The sequence below is a fragment of the Burkholderia sp. NLJ2 genome (genome assembly GCF_049487195.1).
GTDB classification, from domain to species: domain Bacteria; phylum Pseudomonadota; class Gammaproteobacteria; order Burkholderiales; family Burkholderiaceae; genus Burkholderia; species Burkholderia pyrrocinia.
This window is the reverse complement of record NZ_CP137808.1, coordinates 3,537,606-3,557,551: the sequence shown is the minus strand read 5'-3', so window position 1 is coordinate 3,557,551 and position 19,946 is coordinate 3,537,606. Positions and strand designations below refer to the sequence as shown.

Below are 19,946 nucleotides of genomic sequence, written 5' to 3'. Positions count from 1 at the left end.
CCGGCTCAGATGGGGCGCGTATCGTCCGGATCGACCGGGCGGCGTTGCGGCATCAGCAGCAGGTGGCTCGCGATCGGCCACAGCGCGGCCTCGACGAAGCCGTCGACCAGGTAGCGCCAGCCCGGGAACGCGGCGCCCATCACGAGACGGATCACGAACGGCACGAGCTGCGCGACGACGAGCAGCGGCGTGACATACAGCACCTGCACGCCGATCGGCATCCACAGCACGCGGCGGTGAATCGTGATCGCGCCGTACGACAGCAGCGTATAGGCGAGCGCGTGCTCGCCGAGCAGCCCCGCGTCATGCACGTCCATCAGGATGCCGAGCGCGAACGCGACGCCCATCCCGACCTTGCGCGGCTGGTGGATGTTCCAGAACAGCAGCACGAGTGCGACGAAATCGGGCACGCCGGGCAGGCGGCCCCACGGCATCAGGTTCAGCAGGAACGCGGCGGCGAGGCTGAAGACGATGAAGTACGGATTGACCGGCTGCAGGATGTATTGCGGGCGGTTCATCGCTGGGCTCCTGGTTGCCCGGCTGCAGGCTTCGCGGGGGCGGCCGCGGGCGCGGCGGGCGCAGCCGGCGCGGGCTTCGCGCCGGGCTGGGCCGCGGCGGCCGGCTTCGCGTTCGCGTCGGGCTGGTCGGCTTTCGCGCCCTTCGCGGCGGCTTTCGCGCCCTTCTTGCCACCCTTCGCGTTCTTGTCGGCGGCCGGTTCGAGCTCGGCCGGGCGCGGCGGGATGTCGTTCTGGTAATGCAGCACGAGCATCTGGCGCGCGCCGCGCACGGCCGCGACCGGCGCGCAGGTCACGCGCGCGAATGCGGTATCGGCGAGCTTGTCGACGTGCGCGACCTTCGCGACCGGCAGGCCGGGCGGATAGACGCCGTCGAGGCCGCTCGTGACGAGTTCGTCGCCAACGACGAGATCCGCGCTCGTCGGCACGAAGCGCAGGTCGAGCGAATCGCCCTTCGGCGTGCCGTAGATCACGCTGCGCAAGCCGGTGCGCAGCACCTGCACCGGAATCGCGAGATCGCGGTCGGTGACCAGCGTGACTTCGGATTGCAGCGGGAACACGCGCGTGACCTGGCCGACCACGCCGTCCTCGCTGACGACGGGCGCGCCCTTCTGGATGCCCTGCTGCGAACCTTGCCCGACCACGATCTTCTGCGTGAACGGATCGCTCGTGTCGTACTGGATCTCGACCGGCGTCGATTGCGTCGCGATGTGCTGGCGCAGCTCGAGCACCGCGCGCAGGTGCATGTTTTCCTGCGCGAGCACGGCGGCCTGGTTGGCCTGCGTCGACAGTTGCAGGTTGCGCTTGCGGAGGTCGTCGTTCTCGTGACGCAGCGACGAGCCGGTGACGGCGATGTCGGCCGCGCCCATGAACAGGTCGCGCGGCACGAGCGCGGCGCGCTGCAGCGGATAGAGCACGGTGCCGAGCACGCCGCGCAGGATTTCGAGCGTGCTGAAGCGCGCGTCCGACACGAGGAGCGCGATGGCGAGGGCAACGAAGAAGATGAGCCGCGCGAGCGCGGGCGGACCTTGCTTGAAGAGGGGCGGCGGACTGTATTCCATGGTCGGCGCCGGGCGCGTGTGATCGGTTAAATGATGCTCAGACGCGCAAACGGCGCGGCGGTTCGTTCTAAACGAGCGATCCGGCCACGCCGCAGGTGCGTCATGTCAAGGAAACTGGGGGGCTGTTTTCCCATGAAACGTGCGTGCGTTGCCCCGAAACGGGCCGCTCGCAAGGATCGCGACGCCGCGAATACTGAACGTATTCGCAAGGAGCATGACGTAGCGAGCGGCCCGTTTCGGGGCAACCCCAAATTTAAAATTCATTCCACGGGAATGCCCGAAATCGGCCGCATGGCGGCGTCGTTCGTCGCTTGTTTGGCGCGGCCAAACGGCGCTCCTCACTTCTTGCCCTGCGACCGATTTCGGGCATTCGCACGTACGTTTCATGGGAAAACAGCCCCCTAGCCGATCACTCGTACGAGAAGATGCTGCCCAGCTTGTCCATGCGCTCGAGCGCCATGCCCGAACCGCGCACGACGCAGGTGAGCGGATCTTCCGCGACGAGCACCGGCAGGCCGGTTTCTTCCGCGAGCAGGCGGTCGAGGTCGCGCAGCAGCGCGCCGCCGCCCGTCAGCATCATCCCGCGTTCGGCGATGTCGGCGCCGAGTTCCGGCGGCGTCTGTTCGAGCGCGATCTTCACCGACGACACGATCTGGTTCAGCGGATCGGTCAGCGCTTCGAGGATTTCGTTGCTGGAGATCGTGAAGCTGCGCGGAATGCCTTCCGACAGGTTGCGGCCCTTCACTTCCATTTCCTTGACTTCGGAGCCCGGGAACGCGGAGCCGATTTCCTTCTTGATCGCCTCGGCGGTCTGTTCGCCGATCAGCATCCCGTAGTTGCGGCGGATGTAGTTGACGATCGCCTCGTCGAACTTGTCGCCGCCGACGCGGACCGAGCCCTTGTACACGATGCCGCCGAGCGAGATCACGCCGACTTCCGTCGTGCCGCCGCCGATGTCGACGACCATCGAGCCGGTGGCTTCCGACACCGGCAGGCCCGCGCCGATCGCGGCCGCCATCGGCTCCTCGATCAGGTAGACCTGCGATGCGCCGGCGCCGTGCGCGGCTTCCTTGATCGCGCGGCGCTCGACCTGGGTCGAGCCGCACGGCACGCAGATGATGATGCGCGGCGACGGCGAGAACATGCGCGACTCGTGCGCCGTCTTGATGAACTGCTTGATCATCTGCTCGGTGACGGTGAAGTCGGCGATCACGCCGTCCTTCATCGGGCGGATCGCCTCGATGTTGCCCGGCACCTTGCCGAGCATCTGCTTGGCTTCCTTGCCGACCGCCTGGATCGTCTTTTTACCGTTGGGGCCGCCTTCCTGGCGAATCGACACGACGGACGGCTCATCGAGCACGATGCCCTTGCCGCGCATGTAGATCAGGGTGTTTGCGGTGCCGAGGTCGATCGCGAGATCGTTGGAGAAGTAGCTGCGCAAAAAACCGAACATTCAGAATCCTGTTTCGCTCTGGGCCGGCCCTGTATAGCGAGCGCTGAGGGCGGCAGCGGAAAAAATAACAGCCTCGGGAAGCGTGGCGGAAGCGGCCGCCGCGGCGCACGAAGCTGCGAGTGATGTCTACCGGGGATCGCACGAAGCACGCACGGCTCGCCGAAGCGGGGCGAAACGGTGCGGGAAAAGGCTGCCGGGTTTGGGTCGAACGCGTAATGATACCTTATAATTTCACGGTATTTGAATCGAAACGGGCGGTATTTTTGCCGCTTCGGTCCCGATTTTTGAGGGTGGGATCGCACCCTCCAACCCCCCGCCGCAGTGCTGCTTTTGATGCGCTGCGCAGCCTTGTTTTTCCGGTGATCGCATGGCCCTGACCCTGACCGATGTGAAACGCATCGCGCACCTGGCGCGACTCGAAATGGCCGACGCCGACGCCGAGCACATGCTCGGCCAGCTCAATGAATTCTTCGGCCTCGTCGAGCAGATGCAGGCGGTCGACACCGCCGGCATCGCGCCGCTCGCCCACCCGATCGAACAGATCCAGGAAGTCGCGCAGCGCCTGCGCGACGACGCCGTGACGGAAGTCGTCGATCGCGACGACAACCAGCGTCCGGCGCCGGCCGTCCAGGACGGCCTCTATCTCGTGCCGAAGGTGATCGAGTAAGCATTCGATGACAAGCGCGCCGGCCGGCCAGCGCCGCGCGCCACCCAGAATTCCCAGGAAAACCACTCAATGCACGCAAAAAGCCTGACCGAACTGCGCGCCGCGCTCGCTGCCAAGGAATGCTCGGCCGTCGAGCTCGCGCAGCACTACCTGAAACGGATCGACGCCGCGCGCGACCTGAACGCGTTCGTCCACGTCGACGCCGATCTGACCCTCGCGCAGGCGAAAGCCGCCGACGCGGAGCTCGCGCGCGGCGCGGGCGGCGCGCTCACCGGCCTGCCGATCGCGCACAAGGATGTCTTCGTCACGCGCGGCTGGCGCTCGACCGCCGGCTCGAAGATGCTCGCGAATTATGAAAGCCCGTTCGACGCGACCGTCGTCGCCCGCCTGCAGGCGGCCGGCATGGTCACGCTCGGCAAGACCAACATGGACGAGTTCGCGATGGGCTCGTCGAACGAGAACTCGGCGTTCGGCGCGGTGAAGAACCCGTGGGACACGAACGCGGTGCCGGGCGGCAGCTCGGGCGGCAGTTCGGCCGCCGTCGCCGCGCGCCTCGCGCCGGCCGCGACCGGCACCGACACCGGCGGTTCGATTCGCCAGCCCGCGTCGTTCGCGGGCGTGACGGGCATCAAGCCGACCTACGGCCGCGTGTCGCGCTACGGGATGATCGCGTTCGCATCGTCGCTCGACCAGGGCGGCCCGATGGCGCAGAGCGCGTCGGACTGCGCGCTGCTGCTCAATGCGATGGCCGGCTTCGACGAGCGCGACTCGACGAGCCTCGAGCACGACGACGAGGATTTCACGCGCCACCTCGGCCAGCCGTGGGCGGCCGGCAACGACGCGGGCAAGCCGCTCGCGGGCCTGCGCATCGGCCTGCCGAACGAGTATTTCGGCGACGGCCTCGCCGACGACGTGCGCGCGGCGATCGACGCGGCACTGAAGCAGTATGAGGCGCTCGGCGCGACGCTCGTGCCCGTGTCGCTGCCGAAGACGGAACTGTCGATCCCCGTGTACTACGTGATCGCGCCGGCCGAGGCGTCGTCGAACCTGTCGCGTTTCGACGGCGTGCGCTTCGGCCATCGCGCCGCGCAGTACGGCGACCTGCTCGACATGTACAAGAAGTCGCGCGCCGAAGGCTTCGGCCCCGAGGTGAAGCGCCGGATTCTCGTCGGCGCGTACGTGCTGTCGCACGGCTACTATGACGCGTACTACCTGCAGGCGCAGAAGATCCGCCGCATCATCGCGCAGGATTTCCAGGAAGCGTTCAAGTCCTGCGACGTGATCATGGGCCCGGCATCGCCGACGGTCGCATGGGATCTCGGCGCGAAGGGCGACGATCCGGTGCAGATGTATCTCGCGGATGTCTACACGCTGTCGGTGAGCCTCGCCGGCCTGCCCGGCATGAGCGTGCCGTGCGGCTTCGGCGCGGGCGCGAACGCGAAGCGCCCGGTCGGCCTGCAGATCATCGGCAACTATTTCAACGAAGCCCGGATGCTGCAGGTCGCCGACGCGTTCCAGCGCGCGACCGACTGGCACAAGCAAGTTCCGGCAGGGGTGTAAGCATGGCTACTCAATGGGAAGTCGTTATCGGTCTCGAGACGCACGCGCAACTGTCGACCGTTTCGAAGATTTTCTCGGGCGCATCGACGCAGTTCGGCGCCGAGCCGAACACGCAGGCGTGCCCGGTCGACCTGGCGCTGCCGGGCGTGCTGCCGGTGCTGAACCGCGGCGCGGTCGAACGCGCGATCCGCTTCGGCCTCGCGATCGGCTCGACCATCGCGCCGCGCAGCATCTTCGCGCGCAAGAATTATTTCTACCCCGATCTGCCGAAGGGCTATCAGATCAGCCAGTACGAGATTCCGGTCGTGCAGGGCGGCCAGATCACGATCCAGGTGCCCGCCAACGAAAAGGCCGGCAAGGAAGCGTACGAGAAGACGGTCAACCTGACCCGCGCGCACCTCGAGGAAGATGCGGGCAAGTCGCTGCATGAAGACTTCGCCGCGATGACGGGGATCGACCTGAACCGCGCGGGCACGCCGCTGCTCGAGATCGTCACGGAGCCGGAAATGCGCAGCGCGGCCGAGGCCGTGGCGTATGCGAAGGCGCTGCACGCGCTGGTCGTGTGGCTCGGCATCTGCGACGGCAACATGCAGGAAGGCTCGTTCCGCTGCGACGCGAACGTGTCGGTGCGACCGGTCGGCCAGGAGAAGTTCGGCACGCGCGCGGAAATCAAGAACCTGAACTCGTTCCGGTTCCTCGAGGAAGCAATCAACTACGAAGTGCGTCGCCAGATCGAGCTGATCGAGGATGGCGGCGAAGTCGTGCAGGAAACGCGCCTCTACGATCCGGACAAGCGCGAGACGCGTTCGATGCGCAGCAAGGAAGACGCGCACGATTACCGCTACTTCCCCGACCCCGACCTGATGCCGCTCGTGATCGGCCAGGACTGGATCGAGCGCGTGCAGTCCGGGATGCCCGAGCTGCCGGCCGCGATGCAGCAGCGCTTCGTCGAGCAGTACGGCGTGTCCGCGTACGACGCGGGCGTGCTGACGTCGAGCAAGGCGATGGCCGCGTATTTCGAGGCCGTGGTCGCGAAGGCCGGCGCGGCGAACGCGAAGATCGCCGCGAACTGGCTGATGGGCGACGTGTCGTCGCAGCTGAACCGCGACGGCATCGAGATCGACGCGATTCCGGTTTCGGCGGCCCAGCTTGCACTCGTGCTGCAGCGCATCGCCGACGGCACGATCTCGAACAAGATCGCGAAGGAAATCTTCTCGACGATCTGGGACGAGAAGGCGGACGACGAAGGCGCGGCCGACCGCATCATCGACGCGAAGGGGCTGAAGCAGATCTCCGACACCGGCGCGCTGGAAGCGATCATCGACGAGGTGCTCGCGGCGAACGCGAAGTCGGTCGAGGAATTCCACGCGGGCAAGGAAAAGGCGTTCAACGCGCTGATCGGCCAGGCGATGAAGGCGACGAAGGGCAAGGCCAATCCGCAGCAGGTCAACGAACTGCTGAAGAAAAAGCTCGGCTGAACATGATCGCGCGCCTGAACCGCGCTTGACGATGGGCCGCCCCGAACCTGTTCGGGGCGGCCCATCGCGTTTGGTGGGTGCGTTATCGTATGCACCACACCGTCCAACGGAGGAACGAATGGCGAAACAACCGTCGCTCGACGATTTCCGTGTGCCGACCAGCACGCGCGAGAAGGAAGCCGCCGCATTCAAGCTCGATGCGTTCGACCCGGCCGCGAAGCCGTTTTCGTCCGGGTCGAAGGAGGCCGACCGCGAACGGCTGTCGGCCGTGTCGACCGAGCTCGACGTGCAGCAGGAGCGCCTGCACACGCAGCAGAAGAAGCGCGTGCTGCTCGTGCTGCAGGGGATGGATACCAGCGGCAAGGACGGCACCGTGCGCGCGGTGTTCCGCGAGGTCGATCCGCTCGGCCTGCGCGTCGTGCCGTTCAAGGCGCCGACGCCGATCGAGGCCGCGCACGACTTCCTGTGGCGCGTGCATGCGCAGGTGCCGGCCGCGGGCGAGCTCGCGATCTTCAACCGCAGCCACTATGAAGACGTGCTCGTGCCGCGCGTGCTCGACGCGATCGACAGCAAGGAATGCGAGCGCCGCTACCGGCAGATCCGCGATTTCGAGACGATGCTGGTCGAGAACGGCACGACCATCATCAAGTGCTTCCTGCACATCTCGAAGGACGAGCAGCGCGAGCGGCTGCAGGCGCGCATCGACGATCCGACCAAGCACTGGAAATTCGACATCTCCGATCTCGACGCGCGCAAGCACTGGGACGCGTACCAGTCCGCGTACCGCGACGCGCTCGCCGCGACGTCGGCCGAACATGCGCCGTGGTACGTGATCCCGGCGGACTCGAAGACGCACCGCAACGTGATGATCGCCGAGCTGCTGCTGCGCACGATGACCGACATGAAGCTGGAATTCCCGCCGCCGAAGCCCGAGCTCGAAGGCGTGAAGATCCGTTAAGCTGCCACCCTGTAAAACATCGAACTGAACGGAACCCGACATGATGCGAGTGATTACCGCCAACCTGAACGGCATCCGCTCCGCCGCGAAGAAGGGCTTCTTCGACTGGCTCGGCGAACAGAACGCCGATTGCGTGTGCGTGCAGGAAATCAAGGTATCGGCCGACGACCTGCCGGCCGAATTCGTCGAGCCGCACGGCTTCAGGAGCTATTTCCACCACGCCGAGAAGAAGGGCTACAGCGGCGCGGGCGTATACAGCCGCCACGAGCCCGATGACGTGATCATCGGCTTCGGCAGCAGCGAATTCGATTCCGAGGGGCGCTACGTCGAGGCGCGCTACGGCAAGCTGTCGGTCGTGTCGGTGTACGTGCCGTCCGGCTCGAGCGGCGACGAGCGCCAGCAGGCGAAGTACCGCTTCATGGACGAGTTCATGCCGCACCTCGCCCAGCTCAAGAAGAAGCGCGAAGTGATCCTGTGCGGCGACGTGAACATCGTCCACAAGGAAATCGACATCAAGAACTGGAAGAGCAACCAGAAGAACTCGGGCTGCCTGCCGGAAGAACGCGAGTGGCTCACGAAGCTGTTCGACGATGTCGGTTATGTCGACGTGTTCCGCACGCTCGACCCGCGCGCCGAGCAGTACACGTGGTGGAGCAACCGCGGCCAGGCGTATGCGAAGAACGTCGGGTGGCGGATCGACTACCAGATCGCGACGCCCGGCGTGGCCGGCACCGCGAAAAGCACGTCGATCTTCAAGGACATCAAGTTCAGCGATCACGCACCGCTGACGATCGACTACGACTACAAGAAGTGAGCGCCGGCGCTACGCAGTGCGCGTAGCGGTCGAACCCTCCGGTTGCAGGATGCAAAACGGGCCGCATGTCGAACATGCGGCCCGTTTCGTTTTTGCTTCGGCGCGGCGATCGTGCATGCCGCCCGGCGACGCTCAGTGCTTGATCGACGCCATGTCGACCACGAACCGGTACTTCACGTCGCTCTTCAGCATCCGCTCGTAGGCCGCGTTGATCTGCTGCATCGGAATCGTTTCGATGTCCGACGTGATCCCGTGCTCCGCGCAGAAGTCGAGCATTTCCTGCGTTTCCGCGATCCCGCCGATCAGCGAGCCCGCGAGGCGGCGGCGCTTGAAGATCAGGTTGAACACCTGCGGCGACGGATGGTCGTGCTCCGGCGCGCCGACGAGCGTCATCGTGCCGTCGCGCTTCAGCAGGTTCAGGAACGGGTTCAGGTCGTGCTGTGCGGCGACCGTGTTCAGGATGAAGTCGAAGCTGTTCAGGTGCGCGTTCATCTGCGCTTCGTCCTTCGAGATCACGACTTCGTGCGCGCCGACGCGCTTGCCGTCGTCGATCTTCGACGGCGACGTCGTGAACAGCACGACGTGCGCGCCCATCGCGCGCGCCAGCTTCACGCCCATGTGGCCGAGGCCGCCGAGACCGACGATGCCGACCTTCTTGCCGGGACCGACGTTCCACTGCCGCAGCGGCGAGTAGGTCGTGATCCCCGCGCACAGCAGCGGCGCGGCGCCGGCAGGATCGAGCGTTTCGGGCACGCGCAGCACGAACGCCTCGTCGACGACGAGCTGCGTCGAATAGCCGCCGTACGTGACGTCGCCCGTTACACGGTCCTGGCCGTTGTAGGTGCCGACGAAGCCGTTCTCGCAATACTGCTCGAGGCCGTCGGCGCAGCTCGCGCAGGTGCGGCACGAATCGACGAGGCAGCCGACGCCGACCAGTTCGCCGACCTTGAAGCGCGATACCTGCGGGCCGGTCGCGGTCACGCGGCCGACGATTTCATGGCCCGGCACGACCGGGTAGATCGTGTTGCGCCATTCGTTGCGGGCCTGGTGCAGGTCCGAGTGGCAGACGCCGCAGTAGAGGACGTCGATCTGGACGTCGAGATCGCGCAGTGCGCGACGCTGGAATTCGAACGGGGCGAGCGGCGACTGCGAATCGGTCGCCGCGTAAGCGTAGGTGGTGCTCATGCAGGGGGCTCCTTGTCCGGGAAAAACATCCGGCGAAACAGACTGCCGTCGCACCATGTGGCGATGCGGCGAGGCAGGACGTCATCGTAAGGAGCGCGGCGCCGCGGCGAAATACACGAAGGTCTGGAAGATTTGCCTATTCCTCTCGAATTGCACGCGAACGGCCGTCAAAACGCATTCAAGGTGCTACATTGCGAGCCAGATTCTCTTGCCGGACAGGACCACGCCGATGAGCTTCCAGCCCCTTTTTGCCGACGCGGGCGAGCGCGTGCAGCGCCGCATGATCGAGCTGCACACGCGCCTCGCGCCGAACGAGGGCGACACGCTGGCGGCGCTCGACGGCGTGCGCTTCTTTCGCGTGAGTCGTCCCGCGCCGCGCATGCCCGTGCTGTACGAACCGAGCATCATCGTCGTGTGCCAGGGGCGCAAGCTCGGTTATCTCGGCGACCGCTCGTTCGTCTACGACGCGCAGCAGTATCTCGTGCTGTCGGTGCCGCTGCCGTTCGAATGCGAGACCTTCGCGAGTATGGACGAGCCGTTTCTCGCGATCTCGATCCGCGTCGATCTCGCGGTGATCGCCGAACTCGCGATCCTGCTCGACGAGACGCTCGGCACGGCTGTCAGCGAGCCGCTCGGCGTCTATTCGACGCCGCTCGATGCGCCGCTGGCCGACGCGGTGGTGCGGCTGCTCGAAGCGCTCGCGTCGCCGCACGACACGCGCGTGCTGGGGCCGGCGATCATGCGCGAGATCGCGTATCGCGTGCTGACGGGCGCTCAGGGCGACGCGATCCGCGCGGCGCTCGTGCAGCAGCATCATTTCGGCCGCATCGCGAAGGCGCTGCGGCGCATCCATGCGGAGCTGAAGGCCGATCTCGACGTCGAGACGCTCGCGCGCGAGGCCGGGATGAGCCTCGCGGTGTTCCACGCGCAGTTCAAGCATGTGACGGCGACGTCGCCGATGCAGTACGTGAAGGCCGCGCGGCTGCATCAGGCGCGGCTGATGATGGTGCAGGACGGAGTCGGCGCCGGCACGGCCGCCGCGCGCGTCGGTTATGCGAGCGCGTCGCAGTTCAGCCGCGAGTTCAAGCGGCTGTTCGGCCGCAGCCCCGGTGACGAGGTGCGCTGGATGCGCGAAACCGGCAGCCGCCCGGCGGGCGCGACGTCGGCCAAGCCGGCCGCGGCGGACGTCGGCGCATAACGATCGGCTTCGCGCGCCGCTCAGCGCCGCACGACCTTGCGTCGCTGCGCGCTGATGCCCGCGTAGTCGGGCAGCGTGTCGACGCGCCTGGCCGTAGCCTTCGCGTACAGCGGCATCAGGTCCGGCAGGCGGTTCAGCAGATCCTGGCGCCGGGCAGTGCTGTACGGATGCGTGTAGATGAAGCCCGTCGCCTTGTTCGCGCGCGTCGCGACCGCGAGCTTGTCCCACAGCGTGATCGCCGCGCGCGGATCGAAGCCCGCGCGTGCGGCGATGTCGCCGCCGATCACGTCCGCTTCGGTCTCGTCGGTCGGGTCGTAATGGAGCGCCTGCAGGCGCTCGCCGAGGTTAAGTGCCTGCGGCAGCGGATCGCCGACGCCGAACAGCGGTGGCAGCGTGGCCGCGCGCAGCGACGTCTGCGAGGTCGCGCTGAAGTTGCTGCGCGCGTGTTCGCGCAGCGCGTGCGCGATGCCGTGCGCGAGCAGCACGCCGAGCTCGTCGTCGTTCAGGCGGAGGCGGTCGAGCAGGCCGCCGTACACGAGCACCTTGCCGCCCGGCAGGCAGGTCAGGCGGATGTCGCGCGAGCGGATCGCGTTGACGTCCCACGCCCAGTTCTTCACCCGATCGTTCCACTTCACCGAATACGGCGCGAGCTTCGCGACGATCGCGCGCAGGCGCTTCACGCGCGGCTGGTTCGCGGGCAGCAGGAGGTTGCTGTCGGCGGCTGCCTGCACGATCTGCGCGTATTCGTTCCCGGTGAGCTGCTCGAGCAGCGGCGACGGAAGCAGCGTACGGAACGCGATCTCGTTGCCGTAGCGGACCTGCTGCGGCGTCGGCGTATAAGCCTTCGCCGACACGGCGCCGCCGGTCGGCTGCGCGGCTTCGGCGGCGGACGGCGGGACGGGTGCGGCCGAAGTCGCCGGTGCGGCTGGCGTTGCCTGCGCAGCGGCCGGCGCGGAGCCTGCCGCGGCCGCGCCGGTGTCGGCTGCATGCGCGAAGCCCGCGGCGAGTGCCGCGGCACCGACGCTCAACGAAGCCGCAACGCGCGCGAGGCGGTGCACGCGGTCACTGCGCACGGCTGGCCTCGCCGTTGCGGGCGGCACCGTTCCACGGCGCGATCTTGAACAGCAGCAGCATGCCGGGAATCGCGAGCGCAGTGCACACGATGAAATAGTCGAACCAGCCGATCTTCGCGACGATGAAGCCGCTCGCGGCCGATGCGAGCGTGCGCGGCACCGATGCGAGGCTCGTGAACAGCGCGAACTGCGTGGCCGTGTAGCGCGGGTCGGTCGTGCTGGCGATATACGCGACGAACGCGGCCATCGTCAGGCCGGTGGTGAAGGTTTCGACGCCGTAGACGAGCGCGAGCGCGACCGTCATCGGGCTGAATTGCGGTGCGACGGCAATGCCGAACACCGACAGCGCCGATGCGATCGCATGGCTCGTCGAAACGGTGAAGTCGTAGAGCACCGCGAGCACGGGCGACCCGGGGCCGAGCTGCGCGAGCCACGCGAAGCCGAGTGTCGACACCATCTGCAGCGCGCCGAAGATCCACAGCCCGCGGCCGATGCCGATTTTCACGAGCCAGATGCCGCCGATGATGCCGCCGGCGACGCTCGCGACGAGCGCAGTGGTTTTCGCGACGATGCCGATCTCGGTGCGCGTGAAGCCGATGTCGAGGAAGAACGACGTCGACAGCGTGGTGGCCATCGTGTCGCCGATCTTGAACAGGAAGATGAACGCGATGACGAGCAGCGCGCCGGTCCAGCCGTCGCGCTGGATGAATTCGCGGAACGGCAGCACGATCGCGTCGCGCAGGTTGCGCGGTGGTGCGCCGACCACTTCGGGCTCGCGCACGACGAGCGTCATCAGGATGCCCGGCAGCATGAACGCGCCGGTGAGCGCGAACACGACGTCCCACGGCATGTGGTCGGACAGGATCAGCGCCAGCGAGCCGGGGATCAGCGCGGCGAGCTTGTACGCGTTCACGTGCACCGCGTTGCCGAGGCCCTGCTCGGTGTCGCGCAGCAGCTCGCGGCGATACGCGTCGATCACGATGTCGGAGCTCGCGCCGAAGAACGCGACGAGCGTCGTGAGCGCGGCAACCGTCCAGATCGAATCGCGCGGCGACACGAAGCCGAGCGCGGCAATCGCGCCCGCGACCAGCACCTGCGTGAGCAGCATCCAGCCGCGCCGGCGGCCCGGCCGCCAGCCGGGCAGGCGCGGGAGGTAGCGGTCCATCAGCGGCGCCCACAGGAACTTCCACGTATACGGGAACTGGATCAGCGCGAACAGGCCGATTTCCTTCAGGTTCACGCCCTCGGAGCGCAGCCATGCCTGCACGAGGTAGACGAGCGTGAACAGCGGCAGGCCCGACGTGAAGCCCAGGAACACGCAGATCAGCATGTGCGTGTTCAGATAGGCACGCCAGCCGGGGTGATCCTCGTGAGCGGTGAGTGCGGGCGCCTCGTGTGGCGTTTTCGACATGGAATGGAACTGGGTAGCGTTGACTGATTGCGGCGGCAGCGCGCAGCGGGGGGAGCAGCGCGGGCCGGGCCCGGCGTTCGTCAACGGCTCCCCGGCTCAGCTGCGCTTGACGCGGTAGACAGCAAGACTACCACGCCAGTTCGCTCCCCATCGAATCGGCTGGCCTTCGTGCAGCACGACGCGGTCGAGGATCGTGACGCCGACTTCGGGCGCGAGCGCCTCGAAATCCTTGATCGTCAGCACCCGCACGTTCGGCGTGTTGTGCCACTGGTACGGCAGCGATTTCGACACGGGCATCCGGCCGTGCAGCACCGACAGCCGGTGCGACCAGTAGCCGAAGTTCGGGAACGACACGATGCACTCGCGGCCGACGCGCGCCGTCTCGCGCAGGATCGCGGCCGTCTGGTGGATCGTCTGCAAGGTTTGCGACAGGATCGCGATGTCGAAGCTGTGGTCCTCGAACAGGCGCAGGCCGTCTTCGAGGTTCTGCTGGATCACGTTGATGCCGTTCTTCGCGCTCGCGAGCACGCCCGCGTCGTTCAGCTCGATCCCGTAGCCGGTGACGTCCAGCTCCTCCATCAGCAGCGCGAGCAGCGAGCCGTCGCCGCAGCCGAGGTCGAGCACGGTCGAGCGCGGCTCGACCCAGCGTGCGATCGTGCGGAAGTCCGCGCGCGCGGACAGGGAATTCAGCGCTTGCTGGTTCATGCACCCACCTCGTTGGCGATTCGTTCGTAATACGCGCGGATCAGGTTGTGATAGCGCGCGTCGTCGAGCAGGAACGCGTCGTGGCCGTGCGGCGCGTCGATCTCCGCGTAGCTGACCGTGCGCTTGTTGTCGAGCAGCGCCTTCACGATCTCGCGCGAACGTGCGGGCGCGAAACGCCAGTCGGTCGAGAAGCTCGCGATCAGGTATTTCGCCTGCGTGCGCGCGAGCGCGGCCGTCAGGTTGCCGTCGAACGCCTTCGCCGGATCGAAATAGTCGAGCGCGCGCGTGATCAGCAGGTAGGTGTTCGCGTCGAAGTAGTCGGCGAACTTGTCGCCCTGGTAGCGCAGGTACGACTCGACCTCGAACTCGACGTCGAAGCTGAAGTTGTACGCGTCGAGCGCGCCGTCGGCACGGCGCAGCGCGCGGCCGAATTTCTCGGCCATGTCGTCGTCGGAGAGATAGGTGATGTGGCCGATCATCCGCGCGACGCGCAGGCCGCGCTTCGGCTTCACGCCGTGCGCGTAGTAGTCGCCGCCGTGGAAGTCGGGATCGGACAGGATCGCCGAGCGCGCGACCTCGTTGAACGCGATGTTCTGCGCGGACAGCTTCGGCGTCGACGCAATGTCGATGCAGTGCGCGACGCGCTCCGGATACATCAGGCTCCACGCGAGCGCCTGCATTCCGCCGAGGCTGCCGCCCATCACGGCGGCGAAGCGCTCGATGCCGAACGCGTCGGCGACGCGCGCCTGCGCGTGCACCCAGTCCTCGACGGTGACGACCGGAAAACGCGCGCCGTACGGCTTGCCGGACGACGGATCGATGCTCATCGGGCCGGTCGAGCCGAAACACGAGCCGAGGTTGTTCACGCCGATCACGAAGAAGCGGTTGGTGTCGAGCGGCTTGCCGGGGCCGACCATGTTGTCCCACCAGCCGGTGCTGCGCGGGTCGTCCGCGTAGACGCCGGCGACGTGATGCGACGCGTTGAGCGCGTGGCAGACGAGCACCGCGTTCGAGCGCGCGGCGTTGAGTTCGCCGTACGTCTCGACGACGAGCTGATAGTTGCCGAGCGCGCTGCCGCTTTGCAAGCGCAGCGGTTCGGCGAAGTGCATGGTCTGTGGAGCGACGATGCCGATCGATTCCATTCGTTCCGCCTTATGACTGGGCAGCTAAATGGTGTCGGCGAGGCGCGGAGTCGGAGATGCGCGGCTGACGACCTCTTTAGCCGCATTTGTAGTGAACCGCCGGGACGAGGCCCCGGCCGGTTCGCGCGCCCGCAATCGAGTCAGCAAATCGGCGCGCTTCCGACCTGCCGCCCGAGGGGCGGCAGGTCGGAAGAGTATAGCGGAATTCCGCAAGGCACGGATTTCATGGCGCAGCCGTCGGTTTGCAGGCGCGAATCGTGGAGTGTCGCATGTCGAGGGGAGGCGCCCGGCATGAACAGAGGCGACGCGCAGTCGCCAGTCGTGCCGGAGCGGCGAGCAGGTTTTTGCTGTCGGCGAACGCTTCGCTTACTGCAGGATCAACCGCAAATGCGCGTCTGCCTGCTCGCCGGGCGATTTCTGGAACCCGCCCTTCGCGAAACGGTGCCACCTGCCGATCACGTAGCTGACGAGCAGGCTTGCGCGCGCGGCCGGGTCGTAATCGGCCGGTAGCGGGAAGGGCGCCGCACCGTCGGGCGCGGCGGCCTCCGTGCGCGCGACCCGCAGGCACTGCTTGACGGTTGCTTCGATGCGGTCGAGCAACTGGTTCACCCGCTCGGTGAGCCGTTCGTCCTCGCCGACCAGCGCTTCACCCGTCAGTACGCGTGTCATCCCCGGGTTCTTCGCCGCGAAATTGAGCATCGTCAGCGCGATCGTGCGCGCCTGCTGCACGCCGTTCGGCTCCTTCGCGACGATCTGGTTGACGAGGCCGAACAGCGACTGCTCGATGAACTCGATCAGTCCTTCGTACATCTTCGCCTTGCTCGGGAAATGGCGGTACAGCGCTGCTTCCGACACGTCGAGCCGGGCCGCTAACGCGGCTGTCGTGATCTTCTCGCGCTTCGGCGCCTCGAGCATCGTCGCGAGCGTCTGCAGGATGTGCACGCGGCGCTCGCCCGGCTTCGGGCGCGTACGGGTGCGGGTGGGTGATGCCTGATCGTCCGTTACGGCTTGGTCCTGCGGGTGAGTCGGCTGCATTTCTGTCGCCCCGATCGAGTGCCCAGTCGAAGCGATTTTAACGAACGAATCCGCTGGTCGACATAGTGCGGGCGGCCGGTACCCGGCAGATGGCCGGGAAGATGGCCGGTAATCCAGACCGTGCCGATGCCGAGGCGCTTGTAGCGCTTCAGGTGGCCGAGCGTATCCTCGACGAGGATCGCGTCGGACGCACGTGCATGCACGGCGCGCAGCGTCCTGCGCAGCATCGTGTGATCGGGCTTCGCGCGCCATGTGCGGCGGTCGCGCATGTGCTCGATCGCGATTACGCGCTCGAACAGCCGCTCGATGCGCAGCTCGCGCAGCACCGCGCGCGCATAGTTCTCGGGCGCATTGGTCAGCACGAACTTGCGGCCCGGCAGCGCGGCGATGATGTGCGCGAGGCCGCGCTCGGCGCGCACCATCGCGGGAAGATCGGCGAACGTGTGGACTGCGCGCAGGAAGTCGTTCGGATCGATCGGGTGATGGCGCGTGAGGCCGAGGAGCGCGGCGCCGTAGCGCTGCGTGTAGCCGGTGCGCATGCGGTCGGCTTCGGCGCGCTCGACGTTGAGCGTGTCGATGATGTATTGCGTCATCGCACGGTTGATCTCGGGAAAGATCGCGTGCGATGCGTGGTGCAGCGTGTTGTCGAGATCGAACAGCCAGACGGGCGCGCCGGCACGCGGCCGGCTGCGCGAGATGCGCCGGCGCCGCAGCGGGGCCGGCAGGTCGGGGCTGGAGGGCTTGCGGCGCGCGCTCAATGCGAGCGGATCATCGTGCCGAACGGCTGCTCGGTCAGGATTTCCAGCAGCACCGAGTGCTCGATCCGGCCGTCGACGATGTGCACCGACTTCACGCCGCTCTTCGCCGCGTCGAGCGCCGACGAGATCTTCGGCAGCATGCCGCCCGAAATCGTGCCGTCCTCGAACAGCGCGTCGATCTCGCGCGCGGACAAATCGGTCAGCAGGTTGCCGTCCTTGTCCATCACGCCCGGGATGTTGGTCATCATCAGCAGCTTCTCGGCGTTCAGCACCGTGGCGAGCTTGCCCGCGACGAGGTCTGCGTTGATGTTGTACGAAAGACCATCCTCACCGAAGCCGATCGGCGAGATCACCGGGATGAACGCGTCGTCCTGCAACGCCTTCACGACCGCCGGGTTGATCGCCTCGACTTCGCCGACCTGACCGATGTCGATGTACTGGCCCGGGTTGTCGCGGTCCGGCATCAGCAGCTTGCGCGCGTGGATCAGGCCGCCGTCCTTGCCCGTCAGGCCCACCGCGTGGCCGCCGAAGTGGTTGATCAGCGTCACGATGTCCTGCTGCACTTCGCCGCCCAGCACCCATTCGACGACTTCCATCGTCTCTTCGTCGGTGACGCGCATGCCCTGGATGAAGGTGCCGGCCTTGCCGATCTTCTTCAGCGCCTGGTCGATCTGCGGACCGCCGCCGTGGACGATCACCGGGTTGATGCCGACCAGTTTGAGCAGGATCACGTCGCGCGCGAAGCCTTGCTTGAGCCGCTCTTCCGTCATCGCGTTGCCGCCGTATTTGATGACCACGGTCTTGCCGTGGTAGCGGCGGATGTACGGCAGCGCCTCGGCGAGGATTTCTGCTTTCAGAGTAGGGGCGATCTGCGAGAGGTCGATGGGCTCGGACATGGCGGCGGCTCTGGCTGGGAACGGTTGAAACAGGGCGAATTGTACAGGAGTGGCGCAGCGCAGCATCGGGTTTTTGGGCTGGCCGGACGGCGGTCGGCGCGGGTCGGACACCCTGCGCGGCGGCCCGCCGGCTATGGCGCTGCGCGATGCGGGCGGCGGTGCGCGGGCAGCGGCGGCGGGTTGGTCCGCGTGCGTTCGCGGCGAACTTCGGCCGGGCGACCGGCGTGCAAGATCCGTCCGCCGCGCTATGCTTGTCGCGTGGGGCGATTTCACGCCCGCTTCCGCGATTCCGTCATGACCGATTCCGCCGCCGCCGACCGTTCCGCCCCGCGCCGCGTGCGCTGCCCGCAATGCGGGCGCGGCTTCGACTGCGGCGCGCGCACGCAACCGTTCGAATGCTGGTGCGCGTCAATGCCGGTGCTGCCCGGCGGCACGCAGCCGGTGGCCGGCGCGCGTTGCCGGTGCCCCGAGTGCCTGGCCGACGAAATCGCGCAGCGCATGGCCGGCACGGCCGGCTGACGGCGCTGGCCGTGCATGCGGCCCCCCCGTTTGCCCGCTCCGATCCGGCCCCGCTAGAGGCGCCGCCCGCTAAACGGGTAAACTGCCCGGATGCAACGAATTACCACCACCGGGCGCGTCAACCTCAGTCACCTGTTCTGGCTTCGCAATCTTGCGATCATTGGCCAGCTCGTGACGATCGGCGTCGTGCAGACCTATTTCGGCGTGCATCTGCCGTTGCCGGCGATGCTGATGGTCATCGCGCTCGAAATCGTTTTCAATGCGCTGACCTGGGTGCGCGTGCTGCGCGCGCGGCCCGAGACCAATTTCGAGCTGCTCGGCCAGCTGTGGGTCGACCTCGGTGCGCTGTCGGCGCTGCTGTTCCTGTCGGGCGGCACGACCAACCCGTTCGTGTCGCTGTACCTGCCGTCGCTCGCGATCGCGGCGGCCGTGCTGCCGTGGCACCTGATGATCTGGCTCGCGGCGTTCGCGGTCGCATGCTACGCGGCGCTCGGCTTCGATTCGGTGCCGCTCAACATGGACAACCCGGCGAACCTGTTCGACTACTACCGCACCGGGATGTGGGCGAACTTCATGGTCAGCGTCGGGCTGATCGCGTGGTTCGTCGCGCGCATGTCGAATGCGCTGCGCCAGCGCGATGCGGCGCTCGGCGAAGCGCAGCAGCACCTGCTGCGCGACGAGCGGGCGGTCGCGCTCGGCGTGCAGGCGGCCACCGTCGCGCACGAGATGGGCACGCCGCTGTCGACGATCGCGATGCTCGCCGAGGAGCTGCGCGACGCGGCGCGTGCCGATCCGGGGCTGGCCCGCTACGAGGCCGACCTGAAGGTGCTCGAGGAACAGATGACGCTCTGCACGTCGGCGCTCGCGCGCCTGCGCAGCCGCGCGAGCGCGCCGGCGAGCCGCCAGCCGGTGGACGACTGGCTCGACACGTTCGTCGAGCACTGGCGCCTGCGGCATCCGCACGTGCAGTTCGAGCTGCTCGGCGCGCGTCCGGCGGGCGTCGCGCTCGACGACACGGTCGCGGCCGGCCAGATCCTGACGATCCTGCTCGACAACGCCGCGCGCGCGAGCCCACAGCGCGTGACGCTGGCCGCGAAGGTCGCGCACGACCGCTCGGCCGACGAGATCGAATTCGAGGTATGCGACGACGGGCCCGGCATTCCGGCCGCGCTGCGCGAATCGCTCGGCGCGATGCCGGTCGACAGCACGCAGGGCGGGCACGGGGTCGGCCTGTATCTCGCGTTCAGTGCGGCCGCGCGGCTCGGCGGCGAGATCGAACTGTCCGATGTCACGCCGCGCGCGGCGGGCGGCAACGGACGGGCCGGCGGTGCGGCGAATGGCCACGCCGCTGCTGCATCGGGCCAACGCGCGGGCGAACGCACGACCGAACGAACGGCCGGCATGCCGGACAGCCGCCCGGCCGGTGCAACCGCCGGGCGCGGCACGCGGGCCGTGCTGCGCCTGCCGGTCGTGCGCGTCGCGGCGCCGGCCGCCTCAACCAACACGTAGACGGAGAAA

19 protein-coding genes are annotated in these 19,946 nt (G+C 67.3%); 8 read left to right on the top strand and 11 right to left on the bottom strand.

Annotated elements, in window-relative coordinates; all coding sequences use genetic code 11:
- Positions 1 to 5: 5 nt before the first annotated feature.
- From mreD to R9B84_RS16405, 3 genes are all read right to left on the bottom strand, one after another.
- Positions 6 to 518 (bottom strand): rod shape-determining protein MreD, encoded by a 513-nt coding sequence (gene mreD, locus R9B84_RS16415; protein ID WP_009687274.1) that lies wholly within the window; start codon positions 516 to 518, stop codon positions 6 to 8.
- Positions 515 to 1,576 carry a rod shape-determining protein MreC gene (gene mreC / locus R9B84_RS16410; protein ID WP_423758744.1) on the bottom strand — a complete coding sequence of 354 codons (1,062 nt, stop codon included), beginning with the start codon at positions 1,574 to 1,576 and terminating at the stop codon, positions 515 to 517. Before mreC ends, mreD begins: the two co-directional genes overlap by 4 nt.
- Positions 1,577 to 1,985: 409 nt before the next feature.
- Positions 1,986 to 3,029, bottom strand: coding sequence for a rod shape-determining protein (locus tag R9B84_RS16405; RefSeq protein WP_004189550.1), 1,044 nt, complete (start codon positions 3,027 to 3,029; stop codon positions 1,986 to 1,988).
- Between the two features lie 367 nt (positions 3,030 to 3,396).
- On the opposite strand from R9B84_RS16405, the gene gatC reads away from it, so the two are divergent.
- From gatC to R9B84_RS16380, 5 genes are all read left to right on the top strand, one after another.
- Complete coding sequence (gene gatC, locus R9B84_RS16400) at positions 3,397 to 3,696, top strand: Asp-tRNA(Asn)/Glu-tRNA(Gln) amidotransferase subunit GatC (protein WP_006485929.1); 300 nt, start codon at positions 3,397 to 3,399, stop codon at positions 3,694 to 3,696.
- Positions 3,697 to 3,765: 69 nt separating this feature from the next.
- Positions 3,766 to 5,256 (top strand): Asp-tRNA(Asn)/Glu-tRNA(Gln) amidotransferase subunit GatA, encoded by a 1,491-nt coding sequence (gene gatA / locus R9B84_RS16395; RefSeq protein WP_423758743.1) that lies wholly within the window; start codon positions 3,766 to 3,768, stop codon positions 5,254 to 5,256.
- 2 nt (positions 5,257 to 5,258) lie between these two features.
- Entirely contained in the window at positions 5,259 to 6,734 is a 1,476-nt protein-coding gene (gene gatB / locus R9B84_RS16390) for an Asp-tRNA(Asn)/Glu-tRNA(Gln) amidotransferase subunit GatB (RefSeq protein ID WP_423758742.1), read from the top strand.
- A gap of 118 nt (positions 6,735 to 6,852) precedes the next feature.
- Positions 6,853 to 7,692 carry a polyphosphate kinase 2 family protein gene (locus R9B84_RS16385; protein ID WP_423758741.1) on the top strand — a complete coding sequence of 280 codons (840 nt, stop codon included), beginning with the start codon at positions 6,853 to 6,855 and terminating at the stop codon, positions 7,690 to 7,692.
- A 40-nt stretch (positions 7,693 to 7,732) separates the two neighbouring features.
- The gene (locus tag R9B84_RS16380) at positions 7,733 to 8,506 is read left to right on the top strand and encodes an exodeoxyribonuclease III (protein ID WP_321786997.1); all 774 of its coding nucleotides are present in this window, start codon (positions 7,733 to 7,735) and stop codon (positions 8,504 to 8,506) included.
- A gap of 132 nt (positions 8,507 to 8,638) precedes the next feature.
- On the opposite strand, the gene R9B84_RS16375 is transcribed toward R9B84_RS16380, so the two are convergent.
- A complete protein-coding gene (locus R9B84_RS16375) occupies positions 8,639 to 9,691 on the bottom strand; it encodes an NAD(P)-dependent alcohol dehydrogenase (RefSeq protein ID WP_423758740.1) in 1,053 nt (350 codons plus the stop codon).
- A gap of 229 nt (positions 9,692 to 9,920) precedes the next feature.
- On the opposite strand from R9B84_RS16375, the gene R9B84_RS16370 reads away from it, so the two are divergent.
- Complete coding sequence (locus R9B84_RS16370; RefSeq protein WP_423758739.1) at positions 9,921 to 10,889, top strand: AraC family transcriptional regulator; 969 nt, start codon at positions 9,921 to 9,923, stop codon at positions 10,887 to 10,889.
- A 20-nt stretch (positions 10,890 to 10,909) separates the two neighbouring features.
- Here the strand turns inward: R9B84_RS16370 and R9B84_RS16365 are convergent, their stop codons facing one another.
- The 7 genes from R9B84_RS16365 to argB form a co-directional block, all read right to left on the bottom strand.
- Positions 10,910 to 11,962, bottom strand: a complete 1,053-nt coding sequence (locus R9B84_RS16365) for a M48 family metallopeptidase (RefSeq protein ID WP_423758738.1) — start codon at positions 11,960 to 11,962, stop codon at positions 10,910 to 10,912.
- On the bottom strand, positions 11,952 to 13,373 hold the full coding sequence (locus tag R9B84_RS16360; RefSeq protein ID WP_423758737.1) for an AmpG family muropeptide MFS transporter: 1,422 nt from the start codon (positions 13,371 to 13,373) through the stop codon (positions 11,952 to 11,954). The genes R9B84_RS16365 and R9B84_RS16360 overlap by 11 nt, the downstream gene beginning before the upstream one ends.
- A 96-nt stretch (positions 13,374 to 13,469) precedes the next feature.
- Positions 13,470 to 14,078 (bottom strand): methionine biosynthesis protein MetW, encoded by a 609-nt coding sequence (metW, locus tag R9B84_RS16355; RefSeq protein ID WP_021156285.1) that lies wholly within the window; start codon positions 14,076 to 14,078, stop codon positions 13,470 to 13,472.
- Positions 14,075 to 15,220, bottom strand: coding sequence for a homoserine O-succinyltransferase MetX (gene metX / locus R9B84_RS16350; RefSeq protein ID WP_152860816.1), 1,146 nt, complete (start codon positions 15,218 to 15,220; stop codon positions 14,075 to 14,077). Before metX ends, metW begins: the two co-directional genes overlap by 4 nt.
- Before the next feature lie 366 nt (positions 15,221 to 15,586).
- Entirely contained in the window at positions 15,587 to 16,255 is a 669-nt protein-coding gene (slmA, locus tag R9B84_RS16345) for a nucleoid occlusion factor SlmA (protein WP_262537945.1), read from the bottom strand.
- Positions 16,222 to 17,013, bottom strand: coding sequence for a pyrimidine 5'-nucleotidase (locus tag R9B84_RS16340; protein ID WP_423758736.1), 792 nt, complete (start codon positions 17,011 to 17,013; stop codon positions 16,222 to 16,224). Before R9B84_RS16340 ends, slmA begins: the two co-directional genes overlap by 34 nt.
- Complete coding sequence (gene argB, locus R9B84_RS16335) at positions 17,010 to 17,909, bottom strand: acetylglutamate kinase (protein ID WP_006754950.1); 900 nt, start codon at positions 17,907 to 17,909, stop codon at positions 17,010 to 17,012. Before argB ends, R9B84_RS16340 begins: the two co-directional genes overlap by 4 nt.
- A 294-nt stretch (positions 17,910 to 18,203) precedes the next feature.
- Between argB and R9B84_RS16330 the strand changes: the two genes are divergently transcribed.
- Together R9B84_RS16330 and R9B84_RS16325 are read left to right on the top strand one after the other, a co-directional pair.
- Positions 18,204 to 18,428, top strand: a complete 225-nt coding sequence (locus R9B84_RS16330; RefSeq protein WP_423758735.1) for a cysteine-rich CWC family protein — start codon at positions 18,204 to 18,206, stop codon at positions 18,426 to 18,428.
- A gap of 90 nt (positions 18,429 to 18,518) precedes the next feature.
- On the top strand, positions 18,519 to 19,937 hold the full coding sequence (locus R9B84_RS16325) for an ATP-binding protein (RefSeq protein WP_423758734.1): 1,419 nt from the start codon (positions 18,519 to 18,521) through the stop codon (positions 19,935 to 19,937).
- Positions 19,938 to 19,946 lie beyond the last annotated feature (9 nt).